Annotated in this window: 10 protein-coding genes; 3 read left to right on the forward strand and 7 right to left on the reverse strand. The window is 71.0% G+C overall.

Going from position 1 to position 22,693, the window contains the following annotated elements:
- Positions 1 to 92: 92 nt before the first annotated feature.
- A complete protein-coding gene (locus tag ACFY8W_RS21085; RefSeq protein ID WP_391107246.1) occupies positions 93 to 1,208 on the forward strand; it encodes a diiron oxygenase in 1,116 nt (371 codons plus the stop codon).
- Between the two features lie 97 nt (positions 1,209 to 1,305).
- On the opposite strand, the gene ACFY8W_RS21090 is transcribed toward ACFY8W_RS21085, so the two are convergent.
- Positions 1,306 to 4,464 carry a DNRLRE domain-containing protein gene (locus tag ACFY8W_RS21090; protein ID WP_391107249.1) on the reverse strand — a complete coding sequence of 1,053 codons (3,159 nt, stop codon included), beginning with the start codon at positions 4,462 to 4,464 and terminating at the stop codon, positions 1,306 to 1,308.
- 545 nt (positions 4,465 to 5,009) lie between these two features.
- Here ACFY8W_RS21090 and ACFY8W_RS21095 point away from each other — a divergent pair.
- Both ACFY8W_RS21095 and ACFY8W_RS21100 read left to right on the forward strand, forming a co-directional pair.
- Positions 5,010 to 12,527 carry a ricin-type beta-trefoil lectin domain protein gene (locus ACFY8W_RS21095; protein WP_391107252.1) on the forward strand — a complete coding sequence of 2,506 codons (7,518 nt, stop codon included), beginning with the start codon at positions 5,010 to 5,012 and terminating at the stop codon, positions 12,525 to 12,527.
- Positions 12,528 to 12,537: 10 nt separating this feature from the next.
- Positions 12,538 to 13,056 carry a hypothetical protein gene (locus ACFY8W_RS21100; protein ID WP_391107255.1) on the forward strand — a complete coding sequence of 173 codons (519 nt, stop codon included), beginning with the start codon at positions 12,538 to 12,540 and terminating at the stop codon, positions 13,054 to 13,056.
- Positions 13,057 to 13,202: 146 nt separating this feature from the next.
- Here ACFY8W_RS21100 and ACFY8W_RS21105 read toward each other — a convergent pair whose 3' ends face one another.
- The 6 genes from ACFY8W_RS21105 to ACFY8W_RS21130 all read right to left on the reverse strand — a co-directional run bounded on the left by ACFY8W_RS21105 (position 13,203) and on the right by ACFY8W_RS21130 (position 22,390).
- Positions 13,203 to 14,681, reverse strand: a complete 1,479-nt coding sequence (locus tag ACFY8W_RS21105) for a penicillin-binding transpeptidase domain-containing protein (protein WP_391107257.1) — start codon at positions 14,679 to 14,681, stop codon at positions 13,203 to 13,205.
- Between the two features lie 10 nt (positions 14,682 to 14,691).
- Positions 14,692 to 16,092: an FtsW/RodA/SpoVE family cell cycle protein gene (locus ACFY8W_RS21110; protein WP_391107260.1), complete on the reverse strand. Its 1,401-nt coding sequence runs from the start codon at positions 16,090 to 16,092 to the stop codon at positions 14,692 to 14,694.
- A 59-nt stretch (positions 16,093 to 16,151) separates the two neighbouring features.
- Positions 16,152 to 17,369 carry a histidine kinase dimerization/phospho-acceptor domain-containing protein gene (locus ACFY8W_RS21115; RefSeq protein ID WP_391107263.1) on the reverse strand — a complete coding sequence of 406 codons (1,218 nt, stop codon included), beginning with the start codon at positions 17,367 to 17,369 and terminating at the stop codon, positions 16,152 to 16,154.
- A 314-nt stretch (positions 17,370 to 17,683) separates the two neighbouring features.
- Complete coding sequence (locus ACFY8W_RS21120; protein WP_391107265.1) at positions 17,684 to 18,526, reverse strand: hypothetical protein; 843 nt, start codon at positions 18,524 to 18,526, stop codon at positions 17,684 to 17,686.
- A gap of 73 nt (positions 18,527 to 18,599) precedes the next feature.
- Entirely contained in the window at positions 18,600 to 19,085 is a 486-nt protein-coding gene (locus ACFY8W_RS21125) for a class F sortase (RefSeq protein ID WP_391107268.1), read from the reverse strand.
- Between the two features lie 995 nt (positions 19,086 to 20,080).
- The gene (locus ACFY8W_RS21130; protein ID WP_391107270.1) at positions 20,081 to 22,390 is read right to left on the reverse strand and encodes a PBS lyase; all 2,310 of its coding nucleotides are present in this window, start codon (positions 22,388 to 22,390) and stop codon (positions 20,081 to 20,083) included.
- Positions 22,391 to 22,693 lie beyond the last annotated feature (303 nt).

Below are 22,693 nucleotides of genomic sequence, written 5' to 3' on the forward strand. Positions count from 1 at the left end.
CGTCAGCAACGTCGTCAATCCCTCGCGCACGACTTGTTGACCCTGCGTCTACCAACGTGTGAGCCTGCTGGAAACGTCGGAAGGAGTCGTCAGTGTCGACGCACGACCTCTACGCCCAGGCCCCGAAGGAGCCCGTCTGGCAGGTACCGGCGCACGGTGCCGCCCGCTTCGACTGGGAATACGACATGGCCGCCGACGGCCGCGACCGTCTCCTCGCCCTCTACCAGAAGGGCAAGGACAAGCAGTGGGACGGCGCCACCCGCGTCGACTGGGACCTGGAGGTCGACCCGTACGACCCGCTGGGCACCCCCGACGAGGCCATGTCCCTCTACGGAACCCGCCATTGGGGCAAGCTCACCGGCAAGGACAAGGGCGAGCTGCGCCGGCACTACACCTCCTGGCAGTTCAGCCAGTTCCTGCACGGCGAGCAGGGCGCGATGGTCTGCGCCGCCCGGATCGTCGAGTCCGTGCCCGACCTGGACGCCAAGTTCTACTCGGCCACGCAGGTCATGGACGAGGCCCGGCACGCCGAGATCTACGGCCGCTTCCTGCACGAGAAGATCGGGATGCTCTACCCGATCAACGACAACCTGCAGAGCCTCCTCGGCGACACCCTGCGCGACTCCCGCTGGGACATGCCCTACCTCGGCATGCAGGTGCTCATCGAAGGCCTCGCGCTCGCCGCCTTCGGCATGATCCGGGACACCACGAACAAGCCGCTGCCCAAGCAGATCCTCGCGTACGTGATGCAGGACGAGGCCCGGCACGTGGCCTTCGGCCGGATGGCGCTGCGCGACTACTACAAGCAGCTCACCGACGCCGAACTGCGCGAGCGCGAGGAGTTCGTCATCGAGGGCTGCCACCTGATGCGCGACCGGCTACGCGGGGTCGAGGTCCTGGAGAACTTCGGCATCGCGAAGCGGGAGGCGGAGGAGCTCAGCGAGCAGAGCGAGTTCCTGCACCTGTTCCGCAAGCTGCTGTTCAGCCGGATCGTGCCGTGCGTCAAGGACATCGGCCTGTGGGGCGAACGCCTGCAGAAGGCCTACCTCGACATGGGCGTCTTCGACCTGGGCGACTCCAACCTCGACCTCCTGATGACCCAGGACGAGGAGATCGCGGAGGCCCTGGACCGGGAGCGGTTCGAGGCGGAGGAGAAGGCGCGGGTGGCGGAGGTGGCGGAGGCGGTCGCGGAGGGCGGGGCCTCGTAGCCGTCAGGCCGTAGCGGCCGGGAGAAAGGGGTGAGCCCCCGGCGCCGTGCGGCGCCGGGGGCTCACGTGTCGTACGGCCGTCGTGCGACGGGACGCATCAGCCGAAGGACTTGATGCCGTTCCAGTTCGAGGACAGGACCGTCTTGACCGGTGCGTTGGTGTTGGTGGTGGACGGGTAGTACAGCTTGATGTTGCCGGTGTCGGCGAAGCGGGCCCAGATGTCCGGGACGCCGTCGTCGTTCACGTCCGGGATGCCGATCGCGGTGGACACGTTGGCCTCGGTCCAGCTGGTGCCGAAGGCCACGTCGCCGTTGAGCGAGTTCGCGGCCACCTTGATGGACTCCAGGTCGACGCTGCCGGCCACGGAGCCCGGCTTGCCGTGACGGACGTACATGTTGCCGTTGTCCAGGTTGCGCCAGAGCAGGTCCGGCGTGCCGTCCTTGTTCATGTCGGCCAGGTTGACGATGTCACGGCGCGCCCAGGCGCTGCCCTCCATCAGCGTCGCCGACTGGAAGCTGGCGCCGGTGTAGCCGGAGAGCACCCAGAACGCGGTACCGGCCCGCACGGCGACGTCCGGCAGCTTGTCGCCGGTGATGTCGCCGATGGCCTTCATCTGGACCCAGGTCGACGGCGCCGGGGCGTTCGACGGGAGGCGGATCTTCAGTCGCTGGTCGACGTTGAAGGTGCCGTAGCCGTCGCCCGGGTACAGGTAGAACGTTCCGTCGGGGTCGACCGCGAACAGGTCGGTGGAGCCGTCGCCGGGGTAGACGTCCTGGTAGTGGGAGATCAGCGCCGCCTTGGTGCCGTTCCACCACGGGGTCTTCGGCGCGAGGACGGGCTTGCCGTCGGTGCCGATGGTGTACGAGCCGGTGAGGCCCGCGTACAGCTCGCCGCCGGGGGTGCCCGGGTACGAGAAGAAGTTGCCGTTGGCGTCGATGATCATCAGGTCAGGGACACCGTCACCGCCGACGTCCATCGGGCCGTCCGCGGTGTCGCGCGGCGGCACGTAGGTGGCGTAGTCGGTGCGGGCACTGACGTTGCCGACCGCGTCCAGGGCGAACACGTGCATCCAGTTCGGACCCGCGTGCAGCGGCTTGAGCCCCGTGACGGTGAGGGAACCGTTGGTGGCGGGGACGTCGACGTAGTTCACGCCCTCCCAGCCGTAGCGGAACTTGGCGGCGCCCGCCGACGTGAAGGTCATGGAGCCGGTCGAGCCGAACTTGACGGTGGCCCAGGTGGCGCCGTCGGAGGTGGCCCGCTTGAACTCGGTGCTGCTGACGGCCGGCGGCGGCGGCGCGGAGCCGTCGATGGTGATGGCGCAGTTGTCGGCGGTGTTCGGCGGGAAGTGGCTGGAGGACAGGCCGCCGGAGTCCTCGGCGCGCACGGCCCAGAAGTAGGTGGCCTTGTCCACCAGGGACGTCGAGGCGATCGTCGTCGAGGCCCAGCCGCTGGACAGGTTGGTGACCAGGGTGCCGGTCGGGACGGGGTCGCCGGACTTCCAGAACTTGAAGCGCAGGCCGAGCAGGTTGTTGTCGGGGTCGGTGGCCTTGGCCTTCAGGACCAGGTTGGTCTTGCCCATGGTCTGGCCGGGGCCGGTGGCGCTGACGACGCAGTCCAGGCCGTTGATCTCGCCGTCGGTGGGCTCGTTCGGCGGACGGTTGTAGTCGTACTCCATCAGCGCGGACGTGGCCGCGAACTTGCGCCAGGTGTAGGTGTCCGTCTCCGAGGTCGCGCGCAGGCCGAAGGTGATGTTCGACCAGCCGCCGGTGGCGGCGCTCTGCGCGGTGGACTTGACGTCGATGGCCTCGTACTCGTTCGGGCAGGACGAGGAGTAACCGTGGGCGAAGGACCACTTCTTCAGCTGCGTCGACCAGGACGGCTGGGCGTTCCAGGTCGTGCCGGAGGAGATCGAGCCGGTCAGGTAGAACTGGAACTCACGGGTGGAGCAGGACCACGAGTGGGTGTTGTTCACCTTGAAGACGGCGCGGGTGACCGTCGCGGTCTTGATGTTGTTGTTGAAGCCGATGCGCCAGAAGGACCGGGCGGTGATGCCGGTCTGGTTCTCGTGGCCGACGCGGGCCTCGCTGGTACCGCCGCTGTAGTTGGTGCCGTTGATGTAGTTCGAGTTGGGGTAGTTCTTGACCACCAGCGCCCAGGCAGCGGTACCGGGCGTGAGCGTCGGGTCGACGAAGACGGGGTACTGGACGCCCTTGCGGGACAGCAGGCCCGTGCCGGCGACGTCGAGCGCGATCGTGGCGGTCCCGGTGTTCTCGCCCTCCAGGGCGACGGGCAGCTGCGCGGACTCGGAGCCCGACTCGATGCCCGACAGGCCGGACAGCTTCAGGACCTCCGCCGGGGTGCCGGTCGCGGTGCGCGGCGCGGTGCCCTCGGGGAGCTCGCGGTCGCGTCCGTTCGAGTCCCAGGCGAAGGGCGTCGGCAGGGAGGCGATCTCCTTGCCGGCCTTGTCCAGAGCCAGGACCCGGTTGCGCTCGGGGTCGTTGCGGAAGGTGGCGGTGGCGGAGTGCAGCCCGTACCGGACCTTGGCGAGGGCCGGGTTCTTGGCCGCCTCCGGCGTCTTCACGATCAGGAGCTGGCCGAAGCCGCCCTCCTGGCGGGCGACCAGCAGCAGGTCGACGCCGGGCAGCACCTCGGAGTAGAGGGCGCGCGGACCGTCCAGCACCGGCTCCGGCAGGGCGCCGGGCCAGGTGAAGGAGATGGTGTGGCCCTCGAACTCGGCCTCCGCCAGGAACGTTTCACCCGGCTGCGGGGCGCGGGCGTACGAGCGGTCCGCGCGCGAGGCGTCGGCGCTCCCGCTCGCGAACCGCACGGGCACGGCACCGTTCGCGGGCGCGATGCCCAGTCCACGGGGCGCCTTCGCCGAACGCTTCAGGGTGTTGTCGATCGGGGCCCAGTGGCCCGCGGCGTTCTTCGCCCGCTGCGGCAGCGCGTGCGCCTGCGTGCGGAACTTGCCGTCGGGCAGGGCCCAGGTCAGGTCCGTGGCCGTGGTGGCCGTTTCGACGAGGACCTTCTTGCCGGTGCGGGCGGCCTCGGCCATGGCGGTGGCCTCGTCCTTCGGACCGGTCGACGCGGGCTTGGCGTCGACCGGCCGCTTGCCGGCGTTCGTGGGCTGGGTGGTGGTGCCCTGCCACCAGGGCAGCAGGGCAGCGGTCAGGGCGGCCAGGACGAGGCCGATTGTCAAGGACAGCCGCGTGCGCGTGCGCACGAATGGGCTGAGATAACGAGGCGGCGCGGACACGCGGTCTACTCCCGTGTGAACCAGACGGATGGTGGACAACACAGCAAGCCCCGGACGGCAAGCCGCGGGGCATAAGGCGCGCACACGATCACACACGTGAAGCATCCCGTCCATGCGTGAAGGTTTTATGAATCCGTTACGCAAACGTGGAACCCCGATGACCAAGCGTCAATGCCGCCCGGTTCAGGCCGTTTTCGGTGCCGTATTGGCCGTGATCAGAAGATTTCCCGCGATCCGCCCGGCTGGTCTGTCATGGGAATGCTCTGCTCCGTTTCAGGGCGTGACCGAGATCACTTTTCTCGCCCTCGCGGCTCTTGGGCCGATCTTGAAATGTGGTCCGGGCATGACAGAGAGTGCGCACGCACGCGCCTGAGCCAGGCGTGTGCCTTTTGGTGTTTCCGCACCTCAATCGGTTGTTCGAACTGCCAGGGTGGGAGTCGACGCGTATGCGTGCTTCAGGTCCGCTGTCATGGCTGGGGCGGGGACGCCCAGCCTTGACAGAGTCACAACGACGACGCCGGCGGCGAAGCCGCACGGCGATCGTCATGCTGTTGTCCTCGACACTGACGGTGACGAGCCTGGGCGGGGAGGCCTTGGCCATCCCGGGGCCGGGCATGAGCCGCGAGGAGTCCATCTCCCAGGTCGACCTGCCGGACCTGCCGAAGGCCACCGAGGCCGGAGGCGACGACACGGCGGACACGAAGCTGAGCCTGGCTCCGCAGGTTCCGGTCGATCCGTACGACCCGAAGAACGCGGTCCCGTGGACGGCGGGCGTGGGTACGGCCCCGCTCGAGTCGACCGACGCACCGGGCACCATGAAGCCGGTCTCCGGCGACCTGCCCGTCGCGATCGGCGTACCCGAGGGCACGGACCCGGCGGCCGTCGCGGGCAACTGGACCGTCGACCTGCAGACTCCCGTGGAGTCCCAGGACGCGGGCGTGCCCGGCCTGATCATGAAGGTCACGCCGCCGACCGGCGTGGACCCGGCCGCCCAGGTCGCGCTCAGCGTCGACACCACCGGCTTCGCCGACCTCTACGGCCCGCAGGCCGCCGACCGGTTCGGTCTCGTCCTGCTGCCCGACTGTGTCATCGACGCGATGGGCGTGGGTGACTGCGAGGCCGAGGCCGGCACGCAGACCATGGCCGGCAAGGACGGCTCGGAGACCGAGGGCCAGTTCGAGCGCCTGAGCTCGACGGTGGAGACGGTTCCGGCCAAGGACGCGCCGACCCGTACCAAGGCCGCCAAGGGCGCCAAGACCCGCAAGATCGTCTCCGGCACCATCCCGGTCGCCAAGCTGCTCGACGGCCCCGATGCCTCGGCCGGCGCGGTCAACAAGGCGTCGTTCTCCGCCGCCGGCACCTCCAGCGGCTCCGGCGCGGTCGGCATGATGGACACCGGCGCCTCCGCCTCCGGTGACTTCACCGCCTCCCCGCTGCTGTCCTCCGGATCCTGGTCGGCGGGCTCGTCCTCGGGCGCCTTCACCTACTCGTACGACGTGCAGGTGCCGGAGACCGCCGGCGGTCTGATGCCGAAGGTCTCCCTGGGCTACTCGTCGCAGTCGGTCGACGGCCGCACCTCGGCGAGCAACAACCAGGCCTCCTGGATCGGCGACGGCTGGGACTACAACGCGGGCTCCATCACCCGCACGTACACCAACTGCCGCCAGGACTCCAAGAAGGCCGGCTCCAACAACGCCACCCACCGCACGCCGGACCTGTGCTGGGGCTCGAAGAACGCCACCCTCTCGCTCGGCGGCATGACCACCGAGCTGGTCTGGGACGCCACCAAGAACAAGTGGTTCACCGCCAACGGCGACGGCTCCAAGATCGAGCAGGTCAAGGGCCAGAACACCGGCAACGGCGCCAAGGACGGCGAGTACTGGATCGTCACCACCAAGGACGGCACCCGGTACCACTTCGGCCTGAACAAGCTGCCGGGCTGGTCCGACAAGGGCACCACCGACACCGCTGACGACGACCCGAAGACCGACTCGGTCCTCACCGTCCCCGTCTACGGAAACCACGCGGGCGAGGACTGCTACCAGGGATCGACCGTCGAGGACTGGAAGAAGTCCTTCTGCGACCAGGGCTGGCGCTGGGGCCTCGACTACGTCGAGGACGTCCACGGCAACGCCATGTCGCTGTGGTGGAAGAAGGAGCAGAACTACTACGCCCGGAACCTGTACTTCAAGGGTCCGGTCGTCTACGACCGCGACGGCTGGCTCGACCACATCTACTACGGCCAGCGCAAGGACAACATCTTCAGCGCGACCGCTCCGGCCCGCGTCGGCTTCACCGTCGACGAGCGCTGCTACACGGTCGGCACGGTGACCTGCACCGAGACCAACTTCACCTCGAAGGACCCGGGCAACTACAGCATCTGGTACGACACTCCGGCCGACCTGCGCTGTGAGAAGGGCAAGATGTGCTGGAACGCGGGCCCGACCTTCTGGTCGCGCAAGCGTCTGGCCAAGATCACCACCTCCGCCCAGCGCCGTACCGACACCAGCGCCCGCCAGGTCGTCGACGAGCACGTCCTGACGCAGAGCTTCGCCGAGCAGTACCGCGGCACCCCGAACGCGAACACCGCCCTGTGGCTGGAGTCCATCCAGCGCACCGGCTACGCCCGCAACGGCACCACCGACGCGAAGGTCGAGCTCAACCCGGTGCGGTTCGAGCCCAACGCCGAGGACATGCCCAACCGCGTCATGAAGCGGCGGACCGAGGACGCGGCGGACGGCTCGTACAAGAAGGGCGACCCGTACGACCCCCGGCCGGGCTTCTCCCGCCTGCGCGTCGCACGCGTCATCAACGAGTACGGCGGCGAGACCTACGTCACGTACAGCATCCCCAAGTGGGGCGACACCGCCGACGACTGCGCCACCGGTCTCGGCCTGCCCGGCAAGACGGACACGGCCGCGCTGAAGGCCAACAACCGCCTCTGCTACCCGACGTACTGGAGCCCGGACCCCGAGGTCGAGGACATCGACTGGTTCCACAAGTACGTGGCCACGGCGATCGAGGAACTCCCGAACGTCGACGGCGCCCACGCCACCAAGACGGCGTACGAGTACAAGAACGCCGGCTGGAAGCTGGCTGAGGCCGAGTTCACCAAGAAGTCGACCCGCACGTACTCGCAGTTCGCGGGCTTCGAGCAGACCACGGTCATCACGGGCGCCGAGGACCCGGAGTTCGGCAGCAAGCAGTCCAAGGCCGTCACCCGCTTCTTCCGCGGCATGGGCGACACCGTGCCGGTGAAGGACGTCCACGGCAACGTGATCAAGGCGTCGGACGGCACGACGGTCTACGACCGTGAGCCGTTCGCCGGCCGCATATCCGAAGAGCTCACGTACACCAACCCGACGGACGCGGACACCAACTGGCTGACCCGCAGCGTCACGATCCCCGAGGCCACGGAACTGGCCAAGCGCGACCGCGACGACGGCCTCTCCGACCTGAAGGCCTGGCGCGTCACGGAGCCCGAGGAGATCGCGTACACGAAGTCGTCGGGTACGAACACGGACGACCCGCGTACGGTGCGCGAGGTCCGGACGAACACGACGTACGAGTCGACGTACGGCCTGCCGACGCTGGTGGAGTCGCTCGGTGACACCGGGAAGACCGGTGACGAGTCCTGCACCAAGTCGGAGTACCTGCACGAGACGACGAAGAACCTGATCGGTCTTTCGAAGCAGGTGCTGGTCTCGCCGACGACCTGCGCGAACGCCAACTGGGCCGACCTCGGCTCGCTGACCGGCGCCAACCGTACGGCCTATGACGGCACGACGTACGGAACCGCGCTCGGCGGCGCGACCCGTGGTCTGGCCACCGAGGCCTGGACGCTCAACGGTGCCGGAACCGGCTTCCAGAGCACCGGCACCAAGGAGTTCGACGCCGTCGGCCGGGTGGTCAAGCAGACGCCGGCGGACCAGCTGACCCAGCCCACCCCGAAGTCCGCGACGATCACGTACCGGTCCATCGGGCCGGCCACCGGTCAGATCTTCGAGATCACCACGACCAACGTCGCCGGGCACAGCCAGACCCAGGAGTTGGAGCCGGGCCGCTCCGTCACACTCAAGACGACCGACGCGAACAACCACACCAGCACAGCCGTGTACGACCCGATGGGCCGGCTGGCCGAGGCGTGGGCACCGGGCCGGACGCCGGGCTCCGGCGTGGCGGACTTCCGCGCGGTCTACACGATCCCGAAGGAGGAGACCGACCCCGCCGACGAGCGGATCAAGATCCGCAAGCCTCCGTACGTCACGACCTACTCGCGTGGCTACGAGGACCGGATCGAGACCTCCGTCACGCTGTACGACGGCCTCGGCCGTGAGCGGCAGCAGATGGAGGAGGCGGACAACAACGCCGGCTGGCTCGTCACCGACACCCTGTACAACAGCTCCGGTGAGGTCTGGCAGACCAACAACGCCTACCTGACCAAGGAGGCCACGCCGGGCGTGCTGTTCACGCCGCTGTCCGACACGGCCATCCCGAACATCACGCGCTACACGTACGACGGTCTGGGCCGTGTGCTCCAGGAGACGCCGTACATGAAGTACGTGGACCCGAGCACCCAGGAGGCCATCTCCAAGGCGTACCCGGAGCGGGCCATTCGCTACGAGTACGGCGAGGACTGGTCGAAGGTCATCCAGCCGCAGGGCGACTCGTCCTACCGCGTCTGGACCGACGCGACGGGCCGGACGACGCGTGCGGACACGTTCAACCCGGCGGCGCCCGGCGGCTTCACGTCGACGCGCTACCAGTACGACGCGCGCGGCCAGCTCGTGAAGGCGACCGCGTCGGCCGACCCGACGCACCCGTGGACGTGGACGTACAACCACAACGCCCAGGTGGAGACGGCGACCGATCCCGACTCGGGCACCACCCGGACCACCTTCGACACCTTCGGCCGGGCCGAGACGACCACCAACGCCCGCGGCATCACGATCTGGAATGGCTACGACGAGCTGTCGCGGCCGACGGAACTCCGAGAGAACAACGCCAGCGGAAAGCTGCTGGCCTCCTTCACGTACGACACGGTTCCGGGCGGCAAGGGCATGCCCGCCACCGCCACCCGCTACACGGACACCCTGGCGTACACGCAGAAGGTCAACGGCTACACGAAGGACTACGAGCCGACCTCGACCACGCTGTCCCTGCCGCAGTCCCTCGTCGACACCTGGGGCTTCGCCAAGGACTACACGTACGACTACGTGTACTCCGACAACGGCATGCTGAACGAGACCACCCTTCCCGCGGTGGGCAAGTTCGCCAGCGAGAAGCTGGTCGTCCGCTACAACAAGGACGGCAAGCCGCTCTCCATCTCCGGCAAGGACTGGTACGGCTCCGAGACCACCTACTCCCCGTACGGCCAGGTGCTCCGGTCCACCCTCGGCGCGCAGCCGTACCGGGTGTGGACGCAGAGCTCCTTCGACGAGGGCAGCGGTGAGCTCAAGGAGCAGTCGGTCTACCGCGAGAAGAACGACGCCAGCCTGGTCGGTGGCAACCTGGTGTCGAACCGGGCCTACACGTACGACCCGGCCGGCAACGTCACCTCGATCCAGGAGAAGTCCGTCGGGATCGAGGAGCGCCAGTGCTTCGCCTACGACCCGATGGGGCAGCTGAAGTCCGCCTGGACCGGTAAGGACCCGGCGACGCAGGGCTGCACCACTCCGAAGAACGCCGATGGCACGCTCAACGTCGCCGCTGGTGCGGACGGTTCCGGTTACTGGCAGGAGTACGAGTACGACCTGCTCGGCAACCGCACCAAGCTGACCGAGAAGGACCTCTCCGGCAACACAGCCAAGGACGCCGTCAGCACCTACGCCTACGGCAAGGCCGACGGCAGCCAGCCGCACACGCTGACCAAGGTCACGAAGGCCTACACCACCCCTGCGGGTGCGCAGGTCACGGCCGAGGCCACGCGTCTGTACGAGCTGACTGGTGAGACCAAGTCGATCACCTCGGTCCAGAACGGTGACAAGCAGGACCTGACCTGGACTTACGACGGCAAGGTCGACCGGATCACCGGTCAGGGTTCCGGTGGCAAGACCCCGTACGTGGGTCTCGGCCAGAAGTGCCTCGACCTGAAGTCCGGCCTCGCGTCCGCCGGTCAGCCGATCCAGCTCTACCAGTGCAACGCCACCGTCGCGCAGAACTGGCACTTCACCCCGGCCCCGGGCCAGGCGAACGCCGACCTGGGCACGCTGTCGGTGTACGACAACTGGTGCGTCCAGCCGACCGCCAACACCGCGGGCTCGGCGATCCAGCTGCAGAAGTGCAACGGCAGCACCGCTCAGCAGGTCAAGCGCAACGCCTCCGGCCAGCTGATCCACCAGGCCTCCGGCCTGTGCCTCGCGGTGCAGGGCGCGGCGAACGTCAACGGCACCGCGATCGTGCTCGCCACCTGTGACGCGGCCCAGGCCGCCCAGCAGTGGCTGCCGCAGAACGACACCCGTCACATCTACGGCCCCGACGGCGAGCGTCTGCTGACCATCCAGGGCAAGCAGGCCACGCTCTACCTGGGCGAGGCTCAGGTCACCCTCCAGCAGGGCGGCGTCCTGGTCCGCACCGAGCGCACCTACCCGGTTCCCGGCGGTGCGGTTCTCCGCTACGCCAACGGCACGGGCGGCGACGCGCTCAACGCACTCGCCATGGACCACCAGGGCAGCGTGTACGCGGAGGTCGCCCTCTACACCGGCATGCCGGTGCGGGTGCGCAAGCAGGACCCGTTCGGCAACCAGCGCGGCGCCGACACGGCGGGTCAGAACCTCCAGACCCACAAGGGCTTCCTGGGCAAGGACCGGGACGACGCCTCCGGCTTCCAGCCGCTTGGCGCCCGCCTGTACGACCCGGTGGTCGGACGTTTCCTGTCCGTCGACCCTCTGCTCGACCCCAACGATCCGTTGCAGTCCAACGGCTACGCGTACGCGCACAACAACCCGGTCACGTACTCCGACCCGACCGGTCTCGCGATCAGCCTGACCGCTTCGGAGAAGGCCGCTGCCCTGGCCGGTGCGGGTCTGTCGGCGGCGCAGGTCGCCCAGGCGCAGGCGACGATGGGCAAGTCCCTCACCTCGGTGATCCTCTCCATTGCGTGGGACACCCTGAAGGACTTCATCGGCATCAACGACGCCATGGCCTGCTTCGGCGGTGACATGTGGTCCTGCGCAAGCCTGATCATCGACGCGATTCCGTGGACGAAGCTCGGCAAGATCCCGTCCGTCATCAAGGCGGTCAACCGCACCATCGACGCCATCCAGGCGTTCAAGGCCGCCAAGCGGGCCGCGGAGGCGGTGCTCAAGGCTGCCAAGGCAGCTGAAGCGGCAGCTTTGAGAGCCAAGAAGGCCGCCATCGAGAAGGCCAAGAAGGAGGCCGCGCAAAGAGCCAAGAAGAAGGCAGCCGAAGCCGCCAAGAGAAAGGCAGACGCGGCGGCCGCCGCTAAGCGCAAGACAGGTAACCCGGTCCAGAAGAACGCCCAGTCCAAGTCCGCACCGAAGTCCTCCTCCCAGCCTGGCGGAGGCAGCAAGGCAGGCGGCGGCAGCAAGGGCTCCGGCGGCGGAGGCGGCGGCAAGTCCGGCGGTTCCGCCCGCAGCAACGGCGGTTCCAGCGGCAGTGGCGGCTCCGGCAAGGTGCCCAGCACGCGGGGTGACTCCGGTGGCCGGGCGCCGAACGTCGACATCGACCGTGCGCCGGCGAACTGGGACCTGGACCAGCGCCTGGCGGAGGTCGAGGCTCGCGTCCCCACCTATGCGGCGCTTGCCTCCAGCGCGGCGACAAGGACCCGTACGTTCGTCGGTGCCATCAACACCCGCACCGGTGACACCGTGCTTGCCTCGTCCGGCGGCGGATACTGCGCCGAAGGCAATGCACTGATCGCCTTGGGAGGAAACCTCGACGAGGTCATCTTCACCAACGCGTATCAGATGGCGCGGGACAATCAGCGCAAATGGACGGCCGTCCTGAAGAAGGTCTGCGTAAGATGTCAGGCGGACTATCCCAGCCGCGACAACTTCGTGCCCGGGATTCAGGGCGAACCCGGCGGCCCATGGGGAGACTAGGCAAGTGGCAATGAATCTCTTCGAGATCGAAATCCAGAAGCTCGATTGGGAGCGGATGGACTGTGGTTGCGGTGAGAGTGCTGCTCACCTCCCCGGCATGATCAGGGACCTGATCGGCCTCGGTGAGGAGCAGGGCAGCGGCGACGCGTTCCTCCCCGCGCTGCAGGACCACGTGATGACACCGGGCGAGAGCCTCGTGTCGGCGTCGTCGGCATTCGTCTCGGTGGCCCTCGCCGCCCTGCTGGGTCCGCTGTCCGAACCCGCGCGGCGCGAGACGCTCGGATCGTTGCTGCGCATCCTCGGACCGGCTGTCGATTCCGGGAGTCCGGAGGCGGTCGATTGCGTCGCCGCGGCACGCGAGGGCCTCTGGGTCCTGTACGCGGAGGTGATGCAGGGCGAGTCGCTCGCCGGGGCTGCCTACGCGTTCGAGGCGCTCATGCTGATCGAGGAGGACCTGGAGAGGCTCCGAGCGGTGCAGGCTGCCGCGGGTGACCGCCTTCCCTGGGACCTTCAGCAGGAGGAGATCTGACGCCTGGCTTTCCCGCCGGCATCAAGAGGGGTGAAGCCCCGGCCGTAGAGGCCGGGGCTTCGCCCTTTCCGTGTTCCCCGCTCGGGCTGTCCGTGTGAGCCGCACGTGCCGGGCCCCACCAGCCCCCCGGCCCCTCGCTGCCGGTGTCACCGCCCCCGCCCCTCCGCCTCCAGCCTCAACCCCTCCTCCATCACCGCCTTCGCGATCGGTGCCGCGTCCCCGCCCCCGCTGATGTCCGTGCGGTTCGCCTCCGCGTCCTCCACCACAACCGCGACCGCGACCGCCGGCTGGGCCGAGTCCTTGGCCTGGGCCCAGGCGATGAACCAGGCGTAGGGGGTGCCGGTGTTGCCCAGGCCGTGCTGGGCGGTGCCGGTCTTGCCGCCGACGCGGGCGCCCGGGATGGCGGCGTTCGTGCCCGTGCCGTCCTCCACCGCGCGGACCATCAGCTCCTGGAGGCGGGTCGCGGTCGACGGGCGCATCGCCTGGCGGTAGGTGCGGCGGCCGGTGGTGTCGACCGTGGTGCCGCCCGAGGTGGTGGTGCGCTCGACCAGGTGGGGCTGGGCGATCTCGCCGTTGTTGGCGACGGCCGCCGCGACCATCGCCATCTGCAGCGGAGTGGCCGCCGTGTCGAACTGGCCGATGGAGGAGAGGGCCAGCTGGTCGTCGCTCATGTCGGTGTCGAAGTTCGACTTCGCCACCCACGACGGGACCCGCAGGCCCGTGTCGTTGAAGCCGAAGGCCTGGGCCGTCGCCACCATCCGGTCAAGACCGACCTTCACGGACAGCCCTGCCATCACCGTGTTGCACGACCACCGGATGGCGTCGGCCAGCGAGGCGTCCGCGCAGCCCGTGGCCTCGTTCGGCAGGACCTGCCGGGTGCCGGGGAGGACGAAGGGGTCCGGGGTGTCGGTCGGGGCGTCGGGGTCGGTGACCACGCCCGCGTCCAGGGCCGCCGCCGCCGTCACGATCTTGAAGGTGGAGCCCGGCGGATAGGTCTGCCGGATCGCCCGGTCCAGCATCGGCTGGTTGGGGGAGGTGTTCAGGCGCTGCCACGCGTCCTTGACCCCCGCGCCCGTGCCGGAGAGCACCCCAGGGTCGTACGAGGGGGAGGAGACCAGCGCCAGGATCCGGCCGCTCGACGGCTCGATCGCCGCGACCGCGCCCCGCTTGCCGTCGAGCCCGCGGAACGCCGCCTCCTGCATCCGGGCCCGTACGGTCGTGACGACGTCGCCGCCCGGCCGCCGGCCGCGGCTCACGTCGCTCCAGAGGGGAAGCGGCGCGAGCATCGGATCGGTGCCGGACAGCAGGTCGTCCTCGGCGCTCTCCAGGAGCGTCGTCCCGTACGTCTGGGAGGCGTAGCCGGTCACCGGCGCGTACAACGGGCCCTGGGTGTACGTGCGTTCCCAGCGCAGCTGCTGCCCGCTGTCGCGCGAGCCGGTCACCGGCCGGCCGTCGACCAGGATCGCGCCGCGCGGCTGTTCCCAGCGGGAGATGGCGATGCGGCGGTTGGCCGGGTTGTCGTCCAGCTCGTCCGCCTCGAACAACATCACCCGGGCCGCGTTGACGAGCAGCGCCACGAGCAGCACCAGACAGAGGGCGGCGGCCCGTCGGATGTAGCGGATCATCGGGGTCCCCTCACTTCGCGTCCTCCGCGATCGGGGCGATGACGCCGGTGTCCGCCATGTCCGGGCGCGGGGCGCGCGCCGAGTCCGAGACCCGGACGAGCAGCGCCACGATCACCCAGTTGGTGACGACCGAGGACCCGCCCTGGGCGAGGAACGGCATCGCCATGCCGGTGAGCGGGATCAGCCCCATCACCCCGCCCGCGATGACGAAGACCTGGAGCGCCAGGATCGAGGCCAGGCCGATGGCGAGCAGCCGGCCGAAGGGGTCGCGCAGGGCCAGCCCGGCGCGGTAGCCGCGGGCGACCAGCAGCGCGTAGAGGAGGAAGAGCGCCGTCAGGCCGACCAGGCCCAGCTCCTCGCCGGCTGTGGCGAGGATGAAGTCCGACTTGGCGGCGAAGCCGATGAGCACCGAGTGCCCGAGCCCGAGGCCCGTGCCGAGCATCCCTCCCGCGGCGAACGCGAACAGCGACTGGGCCAGCTGCCCCGGCCCGTCGCCCGCCCGGATCGAGGCGAACGGGTCCAGCCAGTCCTGCACCCGGCTGTGGACGTGCGGTTCGAGCGAGCCGACGAGGAAGGCGCCGGCGGAGGCGAGCAGCAGCCCGACCGCGATCCAGCCGGTGCGCCCGGTCGCCACGTACAGCATGATCACGAAGAGCCCGAAGAAGAGCAGCGACGTGCCCAGGTCCCGTTCGAGGACCAGCACGATGACGCTCAGCAGCCAGATCGCCACGATCGGCCCGAGCACCCGGCCCGTCGGGAACTGCAGCCGCCAGACCTTCCGGCCCGTGTACGCGAGCGCGTTGCGGTTGGCGGCGAGGTACGCGGCGAAGAAGACGGCCAGCAGGATCTTGGCGAACTCGCCCGGCTGGAACGAGAGTCCGCCGATCCGGATCCAGATCTTGGCGCCGTTCACGGCAGGGAAGAAGATCGGCAGGATCATGAGCGCGAGCGCGGCGGCGACGGACAGGTACGCGTACCGCTGCAGCACCCGGTGGTCGCGGATCAGCAGGACCACGGCGATGAACAGGCCGACGCCGAGCGTCGACCAGACCAGCTGGGTCGGCGCGGCCCGGTCGCCCGGCGTCTCCAGGTCCAGCCGGTAGATGAGGACCAGGCCGAGCCCGTTGAGCAGCACGGCGATCGGCAGCAGGAGCGGGTCGGCGAAGGGCGCGCGCAGCCGGACCGCGAGATGGGCGAGCAGCGCGAGGAGCCCGAGCCCGGCACCGTAGCGCGCCGCGTCGGGCGGCACGGCACCGCTGCGGGCGAGCCCGACCTCCGCGTAACCGCACACGGAGATGAGGACCGCGCCGACCAGCAGCGAGAACTCCACACCACGGCGCTTGGGCACACGCACGCCGGGCGGGGGCGCGTCCCTGGTGTCCTTCGCGTCCGTCGGCGGCGGTGCGGTCATGGACCGCAACGTAGCAAGCAGTAAGCCTTATGTCCCTTTTGTGTGACGGTGTGCCGCCGTCACGCGTCCGTCGGCACTTCCGGATCGGCCAGGCGTACGTACTCCGGCAGCGTGAGACGGGCGAGGGCCCCGGGGCCGTCCTCCTCCGGAGCGTTGGAGAAGACGAGTTCCGCGCCGATCACCTCGGCCTGGCCCACGGCGATGGTCAGCCCGAGGCCGTGGCCCTTGCCGCCGCCCTCCGTACGGAACCGCTGCGGTCCGGCCGCCAGCAGGTACTCCGGATAGCCCGTGCCGTGGTCCCGTACCGTCACCACCGGCCCGTCGACGGTCAGCACCACCGGCGGCGCGCCGTGCTTGTGGGCGTTGGCGACGAGGTTGCCCAGCACCCGCTCGAGCCGCCGCTTGTCCGTCTCCACCGTCACGTCCCGCACCACCCGGACCTCGGTGTCGGTGCCGGACGCGCGCACGACCCGTTCGGCGAGCGGCCCCAGGTCGTGCACGGCCAGGTCCACCTTCTCGGTGCCCGCGTCGAGCCGTGAGATCTCCAGCAGGTCCTCGGTGAGCGCGCGCATCGTCCGCACCCGGTCCTGCACCAGCTCCGAGGGCCGCCCCTCCGGCAGCAGTTCGGCCGCGGCGGAGAGGCCGGTGAGCGGGGTGCGCAGCTCGTGCGCCACGTCGGCGGTGAACCGCTGCTCGCTCTGCAGCTTGCGCTGGAGCGAGGAGGCCATGGTGTCGAGCGCCCCGGAGACCGTGGCCACCTCGTCCTGGGGGCGCGAAGGGTCCTCCGTACGGGGGTCGTTGACGCGCGCGTCCAGGTCGCCGGCGCTGATCCGCCGCGCCACCTGCGCGGTCGCGTGCAGGCGCCGGGTGATCCGGGTGACGGCGAAGGCGCCGACGAGCAGGGTCGCCCCGATGGCGAGGACGGAGGAGCCGAGGATCGAGCGGTCGAGCCCGTCGATGGTGTCGGCGCTCTGGGTGTAGTCGATGCGTACGGCGAGGGCGCGGCCGTCGGCGGGGGCCGCCGCCCACATGGTCGGGCGGCCCTCGAACTCGGTCACCATCGTGCCCCGCTCGCCCGCCAGCGCGAGGGCCCGGAGGGACTCGGGCAGCCCGGCCGGGTCGACCCCGGCGAACCGGGGCAGCGGCTCGCCCGACTCGTAGAGCCGGCTGACCTCGTCGAGCCGGGTCAGCGCCTTGTCCCGGGAGTCCTTCACGGTCTGCCCGGCGACCGACACGTGGACGAGGACGCCGAGGAGTGCCGCGAGGGCGCAGCACATCACGGTGATGAAGACCGCGGCCTTCCAGGTGAGGGTCGCGGTCCAGGCGGGCAGCCGGGGGAAGCGGCGGGCCGCGGACCTCGTGCTCCGGCCGGCCCAGGGTGGCTGGGGTGCCCTGGATGCCTGGGGTGCTCTGGATGTCTGGGCTGCCTGGGGTGCCTGGGGTGTCTGGGCTGCCTGGGATGAGCGGGGTGAGCGGGATGCTCGGGGTGGCCAGGGCCAGCGGGGTCGGCGGGGCCGGTGGTGCCCGCGGTGCCAGCGGGGTGTGCGGGGCGATCGGGGCGTGCCGGGCGTGTGGGGTTCCTCGGGCCGGTTCACGGGCCCGCCTCGGAGGGGCTCGGGGCGGGGGTGCGGCCGGGGGCGGTGGCGGTCGGGCTCACGAACTCGGGTGCGGGAACCATCGAGCTCCCCGCGCCGGGCTTCACCCGCACGATCTCGTCGCGCGCCGGCAGCATCGACCCCTGTTGCTCGTCCCAGGACCACGCGGTCCGGTACTCGTACCCGGGAATCCCGGCCGAGCTGACCCGCGTGATCAGGTCCCGTCCGGCGAGCTCGACGCTGACGACCTGGTCGACGGTGGACATGATCCGCGTCAGACCGCCGTTCTCGGCGAGATAGACCCGGACGCCGAGCTGCTGGTCCGGCATGCGGATGCCGACGATGAGCTCGTCGCGGCCGTTGCCGGTGAGGTCGCGGTAGTACGGCTTGAGAATCGGACAGGCAGCGCCCTTGCCCTTGCCCTTGGCCGCGTCTCTGCCCTTGTCCTCGTCCTTGCCGCAGTCCTCGACGGCCCGCACCGTCTCCTCGTACATCCCGTCCGGGCCGGAGCGGGACTCCTCGTTGCCGCGTACCTCGGCCTGGACGACCGCCACGGCGTCGACGGTGTGGACGTCGTTGTCCGGGACCTCGATCCCGGGGACGCGCTGGGTGTCGGTCTCGCCGTAGTCGATCGGCGGGTTGGTCGCGGGCGGCAGGTCGGGCCAGAGCCGGACCGGGCCGACGGCGGAGGGAGTGCGGCCGGAGCTCTGGAGTTCGCCCTGGCCGCCGCAGCCGGTGAGGACGGCGGTCAGGGCGAGCGCGAGCGCGCCGAGGGCCGCGACCGGGACGGCCGCGGTGGCGGTGGCGGCGGAGAGCCGCGCTCGGCGTCGCGTGGTCACTGCCCTCCTCGGGCGGGTCGGGGTCGTCGGCTTCCTGAGGTCCCCATGGGTTCCCCTTGGACCCCGGTAGGGGTCACTTCACCAGGTCGGCGAAGAAGATGATGTTGTCGGTGCGGTGACCGTCCCGGACGGGCCCGCCGCAGGTGATGAGGCGGAGCTCGGGCCGGTCGGTCTTCCCATAGACCTTATTCGTAGGGAAGTCCTTTTTGTCCACTTGCTGGATCTCGCGCACCGCGAACCGTGCCGTCGAACCGTCCGCGCGCCCCACCTCGATCAGGTCTCCGGCCTTGATCTTCGCCACGTCGCGCATCAGGGCGGGTCCGCGCGCCGTGTCGTAGTGCGCGACGACCACCGCCGCCCCGCGCTCGCCCGGCGTCACGATCCCCGTGTACCAGCCGGGCTGCTCGGCCTGCTCCACCGACGGCACCCGCATCTCCTGATCCGCGTCAAGGCCGAGCTTCAGCATCGGCCCGGCGTCCACTCCCGCAGACGGTATGACCAGACGATTCGGTTCCGAGGCCGCCATGGCCGGCGCCGCCTGGCGGGCGGCGGGCGTCACGGCCACGTTCCGCATGCTGACATCCGGCGCCCCGGCCCCTGTCCCGGCCCCCGCCGCCCCGACGGCACCGCTGCACCCGATGACGCCGCCTCCGACGGCGACGGCGACCGCGCTGCTGACGAGCAGCCCGCGTCGGCGGAGGGGGGAGGTGTGGCGGAGGGAAGAGGGGCGGCGGAGGGGAGAGGGGCGGCGGCCCATGGTGGACTCCGATCGGGTGGCGGCGGTTGACCGGATACGAAGGTAAATGTCCGTCTTTGCGGTTGTGTAACGGTGAGCCGGAGGTGAGCCTGCGGGCTCGGTGCATGCCGCGCAGTGCGCGGCACGGGAGAAGCGGATGCGCGGCGGTCCGAGGGGCGGTCGGAGGGGCGGTCGGAGGGGCGGGGCACGGGGAAGTCCGCGCCGGGGGCTCACGGTCCGCGGGTGCGGTGCGGCCCGCGTCGGGGCTGGCGGCCGACTGCGTTGGGCTCGCGGCCCTGCCGCGGTGGGCTCGCGGCCCCGCTCCGATGGACCGGCAGCGGCGCGCGTGGGCACAGCGGCATCCCGCCGCGGTGTGCCGCAAGCAGCAGGCGGGGGCGCCAGCGCCCCCGCCGAGGGCGGAGCGCGGTCGTGGCCGCCGTCGCCCCCCGTCATCCGGCCGGTCCGCCCGGCCCCGTCATCGGCCGGCTCGTCCGGCGCCCGGCGCCCGGCGCCCGCCGTCCGCCGTCCGCCGTCCGGCCCCCGGCGGCCGCCGTCCGGCGGCCGCCGGGGGCCGGGCCCCGACCGACCGGCGGGCCTGGCAGGGCCCTTCAGTCCCGCCCCTCGCCGCCCGCTCGGCCGCGCGCCCCTCGCCGCCCGGCCGCGCGGTCGCCGAGCCGCGCGGTCTCCCGCCCGCCCGCCACGCAGTCCGGCAGACGGCGACGGCCTCCCGGCCTTCCGCCCGCCCGCCGCGCAGTCCCGGCAGGCGGCGACGGCCTCCCGCCCGCCCGGTCGCGCGGCCTCCTGGCGGCCTGACGCCGTCAGTACATCCGGCGCTCCATCTGGGTCAGGGCCGCGCGGCACAAGGTGAGGAGCTTCTCGTCGTCGTGGACGTCGTGGGAACCCGCGCCGTCCTCTCGGGCGTTGTGGCGGCGTCGGCGGGAGAGTTCCGCGCGGATCGCGGGCTCCGCGGCGGACGCCGCCGGGCCCATCTCCGCCAGGCACTCCGCCACGGCCACGCGGGTGTGCCGGTTCTCCTCCCAGCCCGCGAGCAGCACCGGCAGGGTCTCCGTCGCGTCGCCCGCCACCCGCCACAGCGCCGCCGCCGAACGCACCCGGACCCACAGGTCCCGCGCGCCGAGCCCCGCACGCAGGGCAGGGGCCGAGCGGGCCGCTGCCGGCCCGATGGCACCCAGCGCGAGGGCCGCCGCGCACCACTCGCCGCCCGACGTACCCGGCCGCAGCCAACGGTCGAGCGCGCCGAGCGCCTCGTCCAGCGAACCGTCCAGCGCCCACATCGCCCGCGCCGCCATCGACGACACCGCCGCCGACTCCGAGTCGAGCAGCCGCCGCACGTCCGGCAGCGCCTTCCGGGCGGCCGGCCCGAACGCCGCGAGTGTCCGCAGGCACGCCTCCCGCACCCACTCCCGCCGGTTCACCGGCGCACCGCGCAGCACCCGCAGCACCTCCGGCAACGCCTGGGCGCCCCGCACCGAGCCCAGTGCGAACAGCAGCGGCGCCGCCCGGTCGTACAGCAGGTCGTCGAGCTCCACCTCTCCGAGCCGGCGCCGCAGCACCGGCGCGAGCGGCTGCGCCGCCGGGCCCAGCGAGTCGACCGCGTACAACAGCTCCCGCCGTACCTCCCGCTCCTCCAGCGCCCTGGCGAGCAGCGGGATCGCCCGCGCGTCGCCGCAACGGGCGAGCGCGAGCAGCGCCCCGCCCCGCCCGGCCCGCGCGCCCGGCCCCGGCAGGCCGAGCGGCCCCGGCGACCCGGTGGAGAGGCGCGTGGCGAGCGCGTCCGCCGCGGGCCCGCCCAGCTCGAAGAGCCGTTCCAGGAACGACGTCGCGGCCTCGCGCAACCGCGGCTCCGGATCGCTCAGTTGCGCCCCGACCAGGCGTACCACTTCCTCGTACCGCCCGCGCCACACCCGTATCAGACCGCCGCACAACCAGATCGCGTCCGACCGCTGACCCCAGTCGGGGCTGCGCAGCTGCGCCAGGATCAGCGCGATGCGGTCGTCGACCCGGTCGTCCAGGGCGGAGTGCAGCGTGCGCAGCAGCTCCTCCGTCCACGGCGTCGGGCGGCCCACCGAGTGCTCCTCGAACAGCTCGCGGACCTGCCCCATCAACGCCGAGGCGGAGGCGGCGGCGGAGGCGGCGGCCGTACAGCCCGCCGCGGCACCATCGATGCTGTCGACCCCGTCGGTCCCATCGAGCCCGTCTGCCCCGTCTGCCCCGTCGATCCTGCCGATGCCCTCGACGCCGTCGGCATCCGCAGCTCCCACGACTCCAGCGACGGAGTTCAGCGAGTCGAGCGAGCCCAGCGAGTCCAGCGAGCCGAGCGAGTCGAGCGAGCCGAAGGCGTCCGCCGATGCGTCCGACGGGCCGGGCGGGGCCGCCCGTACCTCGTCGAGCAGCACGGTGACCCGTTCCACCACGTCCTCCGGGATCTCGGCCGGCGCCACCCGGCCCAGCTGCGCGAGCGCCGCGAGCCGCAGCCCCGGCGCCTGCGCGGCGCGCGACAGCCAGCCCAGCCAGTCCACGGTCTCGTCGCGCAGCGACTCGTGCCGCAGCGCGATCCGTCCGACCGCCGCGACCAGGGCGAGCCGCACCTCGGTGTCCTGTTCGACCGTGAGCCGCTCGCGCAGCAGGTCGAGCACCCGGACCGGGTCGCAGTGCAGCGAGGCCAGCGCGCACGGGGCCGCGAGCCGTACCTCGGGATCGGGGTCGTCGACGAGCGCGAGGAACACGTCGGCGCCTGCCGCGATCGCGGCGGCGGCCATCGCGTAGTTCGCCGCCGGTATGAACTCCTCGTCGTCCGGGTCGAGTTCCTCCAGCTCCTCGTCCCCGCACAGGTCGATGCCGCCGATGCTGGTGAGCAACTCGACGATGCCGCCCCGGTCCTGGACCGTGGGGTCGGCGACCAGTTCGAGGAGGAAGGGGATACAAGCGAGAGTCGAGTCGTAGACGTCACCCTGGTGGTGCACCGCCCCGTACATGCCGTCGAGCGCGTTCTCCCGCTCGGCGGGGTCGTCGGAGGCGAGACCCCGCAGGAGCTCCGGCACGTCGTCCGCGGGGCCGTACGCATGGCCCAGCGAGGCCCAGTCGACCTCCTCGATCCCCGTCAGCATGCAGGCCGCCTTCCCCGTGAGCGCTTACCAGGCAGCAAGTGTGCACCAACGCACCCATAACAAGGACCCGCCCGCCGGACGCTGTTCCGCAGGCCCCGCGCGGCCGCTCGCTTTGCGCCACGCGCAGGTCCGCCGGGGGCCCGCCGGGAGCCCCGAGGGCCCCTCGACCCGCCGCTGGAGCAGCCTCACGGGCCCCCTCCGCCCGTCCATCGACACCTCAACCGCCCGTCGGACATGCACACTTGCGCACCCGACCGCCCGCACCGCGTCCCGCACCCGGGTGCGCGGGGACTTTGTCCGGAA

It is taken from the genome of Streptomyces sp. NPDC012637, from assembly GCF_042954805.1.
In the GTDB taxonomy this organism is placed as follows: Bacteria; Actinomycetota; Actinomycetes; order Streptomycetales; family Streptomycetaceae; genus Streptomyces.

What these genes read in the sequence shown, in the direction of transcription:
- ACFY8W_RS21110 (WP_391107260.1), bottom strand. Translation starts at nt 16,092, where the DNA reads ATGACCGCACCGCCGCCGACGGACGCGAAGGACACCAGGGACGCGCCC.
- ACFY8W_RS21105 (WP_391107257.1), bottom strand. Translation starts at nt 14,681, where the DNA reads ATGATCCGCTACATCCGACGGGCCGCCGCCCTCTGTCTGGTGCTGCTC.
- ACFY8W_RS21130 (WP_391107270.1), bottom strand. Translation starts at nt 22,390, where the DNA reads ATGCTGACGGGGATCGAGGAGGTCGACTGGGCCTCGCTGGGCCATGCG.
- ACFY8W_RS21100 (WP_391107255.1), top strand. Translation starts at nt 12,538, where the DNA reads ATGAATCTCTTCGAGATCGAAATCCAGAAGCTCGATTGGGAGCGGATG.
- ACFY8W_RS21095 (WP_391107252.1), top strand. Translation starts at nt 5,010, where the DNA reads ATGCTGTTGTCCTCGACACTGACGGTGACGAGCCTGGGCGGGGAGGCC.
- ACFY8W_RS21115 (WP_391107263.1), bottom strand. Translation starts at nt 17,369, where the DNA reads ATGTGCTGCGCCCTCGCGGCACTCCTCGGCGTCCTCGTCCACGTGTCG.